The following is a 12,118-nucleotide window of genomic DNA, read 5'->3' as shown; positions in this document are numbered from 1 at the left end:
AAATATCGCCGGATTTGGCTCTTTCCTGGAGTCGCTTGAATGATCATAAATATATGCAGTGGTCGCCGTGTCACTTTCACCACGGTGCTGGCTTTGTGTTGTCTGTCTTATGCTACGAATGTATTTGCCTGGCAACAAGAATATGTTGTTGAGGATGCTCCAGGCGAAATGCAGGATCATTACACTTGGGACAGTAGTCACCAACCAAGTTATAACGATATTCTTGCAGAACGGATTAATTCTTCGTTTACCTCCCAAAACCAGGAGGGGCTGCTGCTCGTTTCTGGCAACGATAGTGTGACAGCTGATAGCTCACTTTTGGGTATTGGCTGGAATATCGATTTGCCTGGAAATTTCACCACCGGGCCGACCGCAAAGTACAGTTGGGATAGCTCATCGACTGGGATATATAACGAGTACGGTGATTCGGCGGTTGGCTCACGATTTACCGATCAACTGTGGCATGCCAGCGTGTCCACTGTGGGCTGGCGGGTAGATTCATCACTCGGTTATCTGCGCCCGTGGGCACAGGTAAGCTATAACCATCAGTACGGCGAGAACTTGTGGAAAGCCCAGTCCGGGATGAGGGCGAATACTGCGTCGGGCCAGGATAGCAACTGGATGGATATTACCGTCGGTGCCGATATGCCAATTAGTAAAAATATGGCGGCATTTGCTTCGATGTCACAAGCAGAAGGTTTAACCACTGGCGAGGCCTATATTTATAACGTCGGCGTTAGTGCGAAATTCTGATCATTGATTTAACCTTGGGCACTGATAATTAACATCTAATTATCAGTGTTTACGCAGCCTCCATTGATAGTAATTACTAACTGTTCAAAAAATTAAGACAACGTCCAGGTCATTCATTCCCTCTCAGAGGCATTTCATTCCGGCCTGAGTGCATCTCATGCCTTTTTCTCCTGGAATAAAATGCACTTCGTTACTCTTGGCAGCAGAAGATTTCTCTTAAATTTTGCGGACATCTGCCATGAATAATGCCAACTACAACCGTACACGCTGGTTAACTCTGATCGGCACCATCATTACTCAGTTTGCCCTCGGTTCCGTTTATACCTGGAGCCTGTTCAATAGCGCGCTGTCGCAAAAACTGGGTGAGCCAATCAGCCAGGTGGCGTTTTCCTTTGGTTTGTTAAGCCTTGGCCTTGCGATTTCTTCCTCCGTCGCAGGGAAATTGCAGGAACGTTTTGGTGTTCGTAACGTGACGATGGCTGCTGGTGTGCTGCTGGGGGTCGGCTTCTTCCTGACCGCTCACTCCGACAACTTGCTGATGTTATGGCTGAGCGCTGGTGTGCTGGTAGGCCTCGCTGATGGCGCAGGTTACCTGATAACACTCTCAAACTGCGTGAAGTGGTTCCCGGAGCGTAAAGGTCTGATTTCCGCCCTTGCCATTGGTTCATACGGCCTCGGCAGCTTAGGTTTTAAATATATCGACAGCCATTTGCTGGCAACCGTTGGCCTTGAAAGCACCTTTATGATTTGGGGTGGGCTGGCAATGGTGATGATTCTGTTCGGTTCAATGCTGATGAAAGATGCGCCATTGCAGGAAGTGAAAACAGTGAATGGTGTGACTGAAAAAGATTACACCCTTGCAGAATCTATGCGTCAACCACAGTACTGGATGCTGGCAATTATGTTCCTGACTGCCTGCATGAGTGGTTTGTATGTCATTGGTGTAGCGAAAGATATTGCCCAGGGTATGGTGCATTTGACTGCTGAATCTGCGGCTAACGCAGTCACTGTTATCGCCATTGCTAACCTGAGCGGCCGTTTAGTGCTTGGCATTCTGTCTGATAAAATCGCCCGCATCCGCGTTATCACTATCGGCCAGGTGATTTCTTTAGTCGGTATGGCGGCACTGCTGTTCGCCCCACTCAACGAAGCGACTTTCTTCGCAGCGATAGCTTGTGTGGCCTTTAACTTCGGCGGCACCATCACCGTTTATCCATCACTGGTCAGTGAGTTCTTTGGGCTGAATAACCTGACTAAAAACTACGGTGTGATTTACTTAGGGTTTGGTATTGGCAGCATCTGCGGTTCGATTATCGCGTCGGTCTTTGGCGGCTTCTATGTCACCTTCTGCGTTATCTTCGCGCTGCTGATTTTGTCCCTGGCGATTTCCACGACTATCCGTACGCCGGCACGAGAAGTTCTGCAACAAGCTCACGCTTGATAACCCTATATTAATGCCGCAAACCATGCCGCCGTGATGTTATACGGCGGCATAATTCATTGTGAAATCCCCGAAGTCATCCTTCCTTGTGTCTGTTCATTGTTATGTCGTCTAAAACGGTAAATCAGAGCGGAGAAATGTAAACAGCATCCCGGTTTAGGATTTTTGCCGATACTTTTTGCCAGCCCTATGCTCTACTAATCCGTTCCAAAAACTGGTTAATAATCGTCCTGAACGGGACTTTATTTTTTCATCGCTCAGAATTTTCCAGTCTAAAGGGAGTCTGAGTGGTGTTTATGACATTTCTTTTTTTGCTTTATTTTTTCGGACAACTGCATGAATTACGTTAAATCGATGACCCAACAGAAGCTGTGCTTACTGTTAGCGGTGTACATCGGACTATTTTTAAACCTTTCGGTTTTTTACCATCGTTTCGAAGGATTCATTCGGGAATTTAGCGGATTAAAAGCTGTCGCTATGCTGGCTGAAATCGCGGCATGCGTGCTGGTCACCTTCTTTTTGCTTCGTTTGTTATCGTTGTTTGGCCGCGCAATTTGGCGAATTTTCGCCACCCTGGTTGTAGTGTTCTCTGTTGCCGCCAGCTACTACATGACGTTACTTAATGTCGTCATTGGCTACGGGATTATTGCCTCGGTCATGACCACCGATATCGACCTTTCGAAAGAAATTGTCGGTTATCAGTTCGTGATGTGGATGATTTTGGTCAGCGTTATCCCGCTGGCGCTCATTTGGGGTAGCAACACGCGTGACACGCTGCTTCATCAGTTAAAAACACCGGGCCAACGGATCAAAAATGTGGCCATTGTGCTGCTGGCCGGGCTGATGGTTTGGGCGCCGTTGCGTTGGCTGGATAAACAACAAAACCGCACTGAGAAACGCTCGACCGTTGATATGCCGAGCTATGGTGGCGTGGTCGCTAACTCATATCTGCCATCAAATTGGGTTTCCGCATTAGGTCTTTTTGCCTGGGCTCAGGCTGATGAATCAACAGATAACAACTCGCTGATGAATCCAGCAAAGAAGTTCACTTATGTCGCGCCCAAAGAGCTGGATGATACCTATGTGGTGTTTGTGATTGGCGAAACGACACGCTGGGATCACATGGGGATTTTGGGTTATGACCGTGATACCACACCAAAACTCGCCAAAGAGAAAAACCTCGTCGCTTTCCGTGGCGAATCCTGCGATACCGCCACCAAGCTTTCATTGCGCTGTATGTTTGTGCGTGAAGGTGGCGCGGAAGACAACCCGCAGCGGACGTTAAAAGAACAGAACGTGTTTGCTGTCCTTAAGCAACTTGGCTTTAGTTCTGAGCTGTTTGCGATGCAAAGTGAAGTGTGGTTCTACGGTAATACCATGGCAGACAACTTCTCTTACCGTGAGCAAATCGCTGCTGAACCGCGTAACAGCGGCAAACAAGTCGACGATATGTTGCTGGTTGAGGAGATGAAGCGTTCGGTTGATAAGCATCCTGACGGCAAACATCTTATTATTCTGCACACTAAAGGTTCGCACTTCTCCTATGTGCAACGCTATCCGCGCAGCTTCGCTAAATGGGCTCCTGAGTGCGTCAGTATTGATTCAGAGTGCAGTAAAGAGCAGTTGATTAACGCATTCGATAACTCGGTGCTGTACACCGATACGGTGCTGGATAGCGTGATATCTGAGTTACGAGATAAACGGGCGATTATTTTCTACGCCTCGGATCATGGCGAATCGATTGATGAGAAGAAACATCTGCATGGTACGCCACGTAACATGGCGCCACCTGAGCAATTCCGTGTACCGTTGTTAGTCTGGGCTTCCGATAAATATCTGGAAAACCCGGAGCGGGCACGCGAGTTTGAGCACATGCAGGCACAAGCGAAAATGAAAGTGCCGCACCGCCATGTGGAGTTGTATGACACCATTTTGGGTTGCCTGGGATACACATCGCCGGACGGCGGTATTAACCAGAATAACAACTGGTGCCATGTGCCGAACAAGGCGAAACAGTAACTTTTTTGCCACATATGCTGGAATTTGAATCAAACGGACATAATTTTAAGTATCAGGGATTGACGGCTAAAACGGTGCGCAGTAAGATGCGCTCCGCATTCGGCGAGTAGCGCAGCTTGGTAGCGCAACTGGTTTGGGACCAGTGGGTCGGAGGTTCGAATCCTCTCTCGCCGACCAAATTCAAGAAAACCCAATCGAAAGATTGGGTTTTTTTACGTCTGTAGTTTATGGGTTTCGCGCAAATGGTGGATGACGCTAACGCTTATCCACCCTACCAAATCAAAATCAAAATCGAACCGTAGGTCGGATAAGCGTTAGCGTCATCCGACAAAACACCCGCATTGCTAATGCAGCGCATTAAAACTGCTCACCACATTGTTATAGCTGCGGGTCACTCTTCCCACCGAGCCTTTCACCATCCATTCAGTGACACCGCCAATCTGGCCTTTCTCGCCTTCGGTATAAGGAACGCTATTCTGATGTCGCTGAATGCGTTCTGCTAATAACTTGTCGTATTGGTCAGCCGCATCGAGCAGGAAGCTATAACGAATCAGGCTGGAATTATTTGATGACGGCGCTGCTTTATAACATTCTTGCGCCGCGTTAATCAGCGAATTGAGCTGCACCAACTGTAATTGTGCTTCTTCCGGGATAAACGTATCTTTGCTCACTACTTGTGTTGCTTTACTGGCATGAATAATAAGGGCGAGTGAATAATAGATTAATGTTTTCCCCTGGTTTTTTTCTATATCGGAAAGTGTGTTCAGGTAATTTTTAATATCACTTTCAGCTAAATTATCGCTCCAGTATGGGAAATCGCCATTTTGAATAGTCCCCGGGATTTTCGGAAGGTCACTACACAGGGCATGCCGGGTGTCTGTCTGTTCGGCACTGGCGCTTTCAGAAGTTTTAGGCTGCTTATCATCACATCCAGAAATTAATAAGCCTGCAAAAATGGTACTAATTAGAATTTTAGATGCTTTCTTGTGAAAGCATTCCTTGCGTAAATACATATTAATTCCAGGCGGAAAGACTCAAACATATTAATAATGCTGTAGCACGGTCAAGAATTATTCCGTACTAAAATAGGCTTGTTATTTATATTCCTTTAGTTGTTTTAATTTTTGGCACCAGTTATCCGCACCGGCATGACGACCTGTTTAACGACCAAAAGTGGGTTTCTGCCGCGGTTTGCGTTGTATCAACCTCGTGTGGACGATTTTGTGACATTTTCCATTGTATTTTGTTATGGAAAATCGTGGTTTATTACCTCGATGCTTATGTTTCATACCAGCATGATTCGCTGTAAGAGAAGTGGATCACAAAACATATCGTTCAGATAATCAGCATTCGGCAATAATTTTTACAGAAATGACACATCTGAATACGACTGTAGGTCGACTTTTAATCAGTGGAATATTCTATAAACATGGCAGTAGCATAAATTTCCCTGCTGGAAATAGAGCGACAGGCTTTTTTTTAACTTTGTTCGCCGATTCTCACCTCGGTTGTAAATCCCCCTTACCTATATTGACGTTTTACTCATCTATTGACAGATTGTAGGGCGTGAGGGGCAAATTATGGACAGTCCGCACTACCACACAGCTAGCCTGACGAAAGGAACCCCTGGTCTCACCATCGCCTCCGGGCACACCGAACGGACCGCACTCCAATAACAAAGGTCTAACGGATAAAAACAACACGACACATGTCCCGATAGATTTCTTATGTCAGCCAACAAAGCGGTAATAAGAATGAATAAGGGAACATCACAACGGAGCAGAAGAATGAGTCTTTCCTTGAAGAAGTCAGGGATGCTGAAATTTGGTCTGAGCCTGGTGGCCCTGACCGTAGCAGCTAGCGTTCAGGCAAAAACCCTGGTTTATTGCTCAGAAGGTTCCCCAGAAGGTTTTAACCCTCAGCTGTTCACCTCTGGTACCACTTACGATGCCAGCTCAGTGCCAATTTATAACCGTCTGGTTGAATTCAAAACCGGCACCACCGAAATCATCCCTGGTCTGGCTGAGAAATGGGAAGTTAGCGAAGACGGCAAAACCTATACCTTCCACCTTCGTTCAGGTGTGAAGTGGCAGGACAACAAAGATTTCAAACCAACACGCGATCTGAATGCTGATGACGTGGTGTTCTCGTTCGATCGTCAGAAGAATGCTAACAACCCGTACCACAAAGTTTCTGGCGGCAGCTACGAATACTTCGAAGGCATGGGCTTATCTGACCTGATCAGCGAAATTAAGAAAGTGGACGACAATACCGTTCAGTTCGTGCTGACGCGCCCAGAGTCGCCATTCCTGGCAGATCTCGCGATGGACTTCGCCTCTATTCTTTCCAAAGAATACGCTGACAACATGATGAAAGCCGGCACGCCGGAAAAAACTGACCTGAACCCAATCGGTACCGGTCCGTTCCAGCTGCTGCAATACCAGAAAGATTCTCGCATTCTGTACAAAGCGTTCCCGGGCTACTGGGGCACCAAGCCGCAGATCGACCGTCTGGTGTTCTCCATCACGCCTGATGCTTCTGTGCGTTACGCAAAACTGCAGAAAAACGAGTGCCAGGTTATGCCGTATCCAAACCCGGCTGACATCGCTCGCATGAAAGAAGACAAGAGCATCAACCTGATGGAACAGGCTGGCCTGAACGTGGGTTACCTGTCTTTCAACACCGAGAAGAAACCGTTTGATGACGTAAAAGTGCGTCAGGCGCTGACTTACGCGGTGAACAAAGAATCGATCATCAAAGCGGTTTACCAGGGCGCAGGCACTGCGGCTAAAAACCTGATCCCACCAACCATGTGGGGTTACAACGATGACGTGAAGGATTACACCTACGATCCTGAAAAAGCGAAAGCGCTGCTGAAAGAATCCGGCCACGCTGAAGGCTTCACCGTTGACCTGTGGGCCATGCCAGTACAACGTCCGTACAACCCGAACGCTCGCCGTATGGCTGAGATGATTCAGGCTGACTGGGCGAAAGTCGGTGTGACCGCCAAAATCGTAACCTACGAGTGGGGCGAGTATCTGAAACGCGCCAAAGCAGGTGAGCACCAGGCTGTGATGATGGGCTGGACTGGCGACAATGGGGATCCGGATAACTTCTTCGCCACCCTGTTCAGCTGTGCAGCGGCGAAAGACGGTTCTAACTACTCTCGCTGGTGCTACAAGCCGTTTGAAGAGCTGATTCAACCTGCGCGTGCTACTGACGATCACAACAAGCGTATCGAGCTGTACAAGCAAGCTCAGGTCGTGATGCATGATCAGGCTCCGGCGCTGATCGTTGCTCACTCCACGGTATACGAGCCAGTGCGCAAAGAAGTGAAAGGTTACGTGGTTGACCCATTGGGCAAACACCACTTTGAGAACGTGTCAGTAGAATAATACTGGTAGATATCCCCCTCACCCCGCCCCTCTCCCTTAGGGAGAGGGAGGAGATCGAGAGGGATTTTTTCCCTCTCCTGGGGGAGAGGGCTAGGGTGAGGGCGACAAGTCCAACAACCCGACGCCATCCTCCAGGTTTGTGGAAATTTTTGTGAGCAATACAATCCTGCCTCAATTTATGCTAACCGTCAGATTTCTGGTTGCAGGAAGGTGGCAAGCTCGGGAATCCTCAGGAGCTTACTTGAGTAAGTGACTGGGGTGACTGAGTGAAGCCAACGCACCTGTGGCCTGAAAGATGAGGGTTAGGGCGGGAGATTACAGAGAATCCGGGTTATGTTGCAGTTCATCCTCCGACGTCTGGGATTAGTTATCCCCACGTTTATCGGTATTACCCTTCTTACCTTCGCCTTCGTGCACATGATTCCCGGTGACCCGGTGATGATTATGGCCGGTGAGCGCGGTATCTCTCCTGAACGTCATGCTCAGTTGTTGGCCGAACTTGGCCTCGACAAGCCGATGTGGCAGCAATACATCCACTATATTTGGGGTGTGATGCACGGCGACCTGGGCATTTCGTTAAAAAGCCGTCTTCCAGTCTGGGACGAATTCGTTCCACGCTTTAAAGCGACCATGGAACTCGGTGTCTGCGCGATGATGTTTGCCGTTGCCGTGGGTATTCCGGTTGGCGTGCTGGCGGCGGTTAAACGTGGTTCCGTGTTTGACCACACTTCGGTGGGCCTTGCGCTGACAGGCTATTCAATGCCTATTTTCTGGTGGGGTATGATGTTAATCATGCTGGTTTCCGTCTACTGGAACCTCACCCCGGTATCAGGGCGCGTTAGCGATACGGTATTCCTCGACGACACCTTGCCGCTCACCGGTTTCATGCTGATAGACACCGCCATATGGGGCGAGCCAGGCGACTTCATCGACGCCGTGGCGCATATGATTTTACCCGCCATCGTGCTTGGTACGATTCCGTTAGCGGTTATCGTGCGTATGACTCGCTCGTCAATGCTGGAAGTGCTCGGCGAAGACTACATCCGTACCGCTCGCGCTAAGGGCCTGACTCGTATGCGTGTCATCGTGGTTCATGCGCTGCGCAACGCCATGCTGCCCGTCGTGACGGTTATCGGCTTGCAGGTTGGTACGTTGCTGGCGGGTGCCATTCTGACGGAAACCATCTTCTCCTGGCCGGGCCTTGGCCGCTGGCTGATTGATGCATTGCAACGTCGTGACTACCCGGTAGTACAGGGCGGCGTATTGTTGGTTGCGACGATGATTATCCTCGTGAACCTGATCGTCGACTTACTGTACGGCGTGGTGAACCCGCGTATACGCCATAAGAAATAAGGGGCCATCATGACGCAATCAACTGAAAAAGCAGTCACTGAGAGTAAAGTAGCCGCAGCGCCAGTCCCAATGACGCCGTTCCAGGAATTCTGGCACTACTTTAAACGTAATAAAGGGGCGGTCATCGGCCTGGTGTATGTCACCGTGATGATCTTAATAGCAATCTTCGCCAACGTTCTCGCGCCGCACGGTCCTGCTGAACAGTTCCGTGACTCGTTGCTGCACCCGCCGGTCTGGCAAGAAGGTGGTAGCTGGCAGTTCCTGCTCGGGACTGACGACGTAGGCCGCGACATCATGGCGCGCCTGATGTACGGTGCGCGCCTGTCGCTGCTGGTCGGCTGCCTGGTGGTGGTGCTGTCGTTGGTTATGGGCGTGGTACTTGGCCTGATTGCGGGCTACTTCGGTGGCCTTATCGACAACATCATCATGCGCATTGTCGACATCATGCTGGCACTGCCAAGCCTGCTGTTGGCGCTGGTGTTAGTGGCAATCTTCGGCCCGTCTATCGTCAACGCTTCGCTGGCACTGACCTTCGTTGCGCTCCCACACTATGTGCGACTGACGCGCGGTGCGGTGCTGGTGGAAGTCCACCGCGACTATGTCACCGCTTCTCGCGTGGCGGGTGCAAGCCCGATGCGCCAGATGTTCATCAACATTTTACCGAACTGCCTGGCACCGCTTATCGTGCAGGCCTCGCTTGGTTTCTCTAACGCCATTCTCGATATGGCCGCTCTCGGCTTCCTCGGCATGGGTGCGCAACCGCCAACACCGGAGTGGGGCACCATGCTCTCCGACGTGTTGCAGTTCGCACAAAGTGCCTGGTGGGTGGTCACCTTCCCAGGTGTCGCAATCCTGCTGACGGTGCTGGCATTTAACCTGATGGGTGACGGGCTGCGTGATGCGCTCGATCCTAAACTCAAGCAGTAAAGGGCTACGTAATGGCGTTATTGAATGTAAATAAATTATCGGTGCATTTCGGCGACGAAAAGACACCGTTCCGTGCCGTAGACCGCGTGAGTTACAGTGTAAATCAGGGCGAAGTTGTCGGTATTGTTGGGGAATCTGGTTCCGGTAAATCCGTCAGCTCGCTGGCGATTATGGGGCTGATTGATTATCCAGGCCGCGTAATGGCGGAAAAACTGGAATTTAACGGCCAGGATCTACAAAAGATTTCTGAGAAAGAGCGTCGTAACCTGGTCGGTGCCGAAGTGGCGATGATCTTCCAGGACCCGATGACCAGCCTCAACCCTTGCTACACCGTCGGTTTCCAGATTATGGAAGCCATCAAGGTGCACCAGGGCGGCAACAAGAAAACCCGCGTTCAGCGAGCTATCGACCTGCTGAACCTGGTGGGTATTCCCGATGCGGCTTCGCGTCTGGACGTTTACCCGCACCAGCTTTCCGGCGGTATGAGCCAGCGCGTGATGATCGCGATGGCGATTGCCTGTCGTCCTAAGTTGTTGATTGCCGACGAACCAACCACCGCGCTGGACGTCACTATCCAGGCGCAAATTATCGAGCTGTTACTGGAACTGCAGCAGAAAGAGAACATGGCGCTGATTCTGATCACCCATGACCTCGCGCTGGTAGCGGAAGCGGCACACAAAATCATCGTGATGTACGCCGGGCAAGTGGTGGAAACGGGTGCATCGCAAGATATCTTCCGTGCGCCGCGCCACCCGTACACTCAGGCGCTGCTGCGTGCACTGCCTGAATTTGCGCAGGACAAAGCGCGTCTGGCCTCGCTGCCGGGTGTGGTTCCGGGCAAATATGACCGCCCGAACGGCTGCCTGCTCAACCCGCGCTGCCCGTATGCGACCGACAAATGTCGCAGCATAGAACCAGAACTGAACATGGTGGATAACGGGCGTCAGTCCAAATGCCACTTCCCACTCGATGATGCCGGGAGGCCAACGCTATGAGTACCGATAAGGCCACTGCGCAACCTCTGTTGCAGGCCATCGACCTGAAAAAACACTACCCGGTGAAGAAAGGCATTTTCGGCCAGGAACGCCTGGTGAAAGCGCTCGACGGCGTATCATTTGAGCTGGAACGCGGCAAAACGCTGGCGGTGGTGGGTGAATCTGGCTGTGGTAAATCCACGCTGGGCCGCCTGCTGACGATGATTGAAATCCCGACCGGTGGCGAGCTTTACTACCAGGGACAAGATTTGCTCAAGCCTGACGAAACAGCCGAAAAGCTGCGTCGCCAGAAAATCCAGATCGTCTTCCAGAACCCGTACGGCTCGCTGAACCCGCGTAAAAAAGTGGGGCAAATTCTTGAAGAGCCGTTGCAAATCAACACCAGCCTGAGCAAAGCCGAACGCCGTGAAAAAGCGTTGGCGATGATGGCGAAAGTCGGCCTGAAAACCGAGCATTACGACCGCTACCCGCATATGTTCTCCGGCGGCCAGCGCCAACGTATTGCTATCGCCCGCGGCCTGATGCTCGACCCGGACGTGGTGATTGCCGATGAACCGGTATCGGCACTCGATGTTTCCGTGCGCGCGCAGGTTCTGAACCTGATGATGGATTTGCAGCAGGAAATGGGGCTGTCGTATGTGTTCATCTCCCACGATTTGTCGGTGGTGGAACACATCGCTGACGAAGTGATGGTGATGTACTTAGGCCGCTGTGTGGAGAAGGGCACCAAAGACCAGATCTTCTCTAACCCGCGCCACCCGTACACCCAGGCGCTGCTATCTGCTACACCACGCCTGAACCCGGACGACCGCCGCGAACGCATCAAACTCACCGGTGAGCTGCCAAGCCCGCTGAATCCACCACCAGGCTGCGCGTTCAACGCCCGCTGCCGCCGCCGCTTTGGGCCGTGCACGCAGTTGCAGCCACAGCTCAAAGAGTACGGTGGCCAGCTGGTGGCTTGCTTTGCTGTTGATCAGGATGAGAACGGGGAAATTCGGTAGGACGAGTGGGAGTCTGTAGACTCCGTTGTTTTTCCGTTCACCTGTACATCTGGTTATCTCTGTAACCGTTGCACACGGTGAACGTGCCAGGGGAGTTACGCCACTCCCCTGGCGGCCCCGGCGCCCGGCAAATAAATCGCCGCTGCGCGGTAAACCCCGATTATTTCCCCAACATGCAGGGTCGTTCCCGACGGCGCAACCCTGCCTGAAGGGGAAAAATCGGTGCGATTTAAG

At 51.0% G+C, this 12,118-nt stretch carries 9 protein-coding genes and 1 tRNA gene; 9 read left to right on the top strand and 1 reads right to left on the bottom strand.

The window, feature by feature from the left end; all coding sequences use genetic code 11:
• Positions 1 to 39: 39 nt before the first annotated feature.
• The 4 genes from EC843_RS20835 (at position 40) to EC843_RS20820 (ending at position 4,390) form a co-directional block, all read left to right on the top strand.
• Positions 40 to 753 carry an autotransporter domain-containing protein gene (locus EC843_RS20835; protein WP_064542143.1) on the top strand — a complete coding sequence of 238 codons (714 nt, stop codon included), beginning with the start codon at positions 40 to 42 and terminating at the stop codon, positions 751 to 753.
• A gap of 238 nt (positions 754 to 991) precedes the next feature.
• Complete coding sequence (locus EC843_RS20830; RefSeq protein WP_064542146.1) at positions 992 to 2,194, top strand: MFS transporter; 1,203 nt, start codon at positions 992 to 994, stop codon at positions 2,192 to 2,194.
• 336 nt (positions 2,195 to 2,530) lie between these two features.
• Positions 2,531 to 4,213: a kdo(2)-lipid A phosphoethanolamine 7''-transferase gene (gene eptB / locus EC843_RS20825; RefSeq protein WP_064542150.1), complete on the top strand. Its 1,683-nt coding sequence runs from the start codon at positions 2,531 to 2,533 to the stop codon at positions 4,211 to 4,213.
• Between the two features lie 100 nt (positions 4,214 to 4,313).
• Positions 4,314 to 4,390, top strand: a tRNA-Pro gene (locus EC843_RS20820).
• Positions 4,391 to 4,557: 167 nt separating this feature from the next.
• Here EC843_RS20820 and EC843_RS20815 read toward each other — a convergent pair.
• Positions 4,558 to 5,226 (bottom strand): DUF3829 domain-containing protein, encoded by a 669-nt coding sequence (locus EC843_RS20815; protein WP_133523005.1) that lies wholly within the window; start codon positions 5,224 to 5,226, stop codon positions 4,558 to 4,560.
• 774 nt (positions 5,227 to 6,000) lie between these two features.
• On the opposite strand from EC843_RS20815, the gene dppA reads away from it, so the two are divergent.
• From dppA to dppF, 5 genes are all read left to right on the top strand, one after another.
• On the top strand, positions 6,001 to 7,608 hold the full coding sequence (gene dppA / locus EC843_RS20810) for a dipeptide ABC transporter periplasmic-binding protein DppA (protein ID WP_064542157.1): 1,608 nt from the start codon (positions 6,001 to 6,003) through the stop codon (positions 7,606 to 7,608).
• Between the two features lie 333 nt (positions 7,609 to 7,941).
• Positions 7,942 to 8,961: a dipeptide ABC transporter permease DppB gene (gene dppB, locus EC843_RS20805; protein ID WP_064542160.1), complete on the top strand. Its 1,020-nt coding sequence runs from the start codon at positions 7,942 to 7,944 to the stop codon at positions 8,959 to 8,961.
• A 9-nt stretch (positions 8,962 to 8,970) separates the two neighbouring features.
• Entirely contained in the window at positions 8,971 to 9,888 is a 918-nt protein-coding gene (gene dppC, locus EC843_RS20800; protein ID WP_133523004.1) for a dipeptide ABC transporter permease DppC, read from the top strand.
• An 11-nt stretch (positions 9,889 to 9,899) separates the two neighbouring features.
• Positions 9,900 to 10,883 carry a dipeptide ABC transporter ATP-binding protein gene (gene dppD, locus EC843_RS20795; RefSeq protein ID WP_064514762.1) on the top strand — a complete coding sequence of 328 codons (984 nt, stop codon included), beginning with the start codon at positions 9,900 to 9,902 and terminating at the stop codon, positions 10,881 to 10,883.
• The gene (gene dppF, locus EC843_RS20790) at positions 10,880 to 11,884 is read left to right on the top strand and encodes a dipeptide ABC transporter ATP-binding subunit DppF (protein ID WP_064542167.1); all 1,005 of its coding nucleotides are present in this window, start codon (positions 10,880 to 10,882) and stop codon (positions 11,882 to 11,884) included. Before dppD ends, dppF begins: the two co-directional genes overlap by 4 nt.
• The last annotated feature ends 234 nt before the right edge of the window (positions 11,885 to 12,118 follow it).

Source organism: Buttiauxella sp. JUb87 (genome assembly GCF_004361975.1).
Taxonomy (GTDB): domain Bacteria; phylum Pseudomonadota; class Gammaproteobacteria; order Enterobacterales; family Enterobacteriaceae; genus Buttiauxella; species Buttiauxella ferragutiae.
The sequence above is the reverse complement of the archived record's forward strand: the minus strand, read 5'-3'. Positions and strand labels throughout refer to the sequence as shown.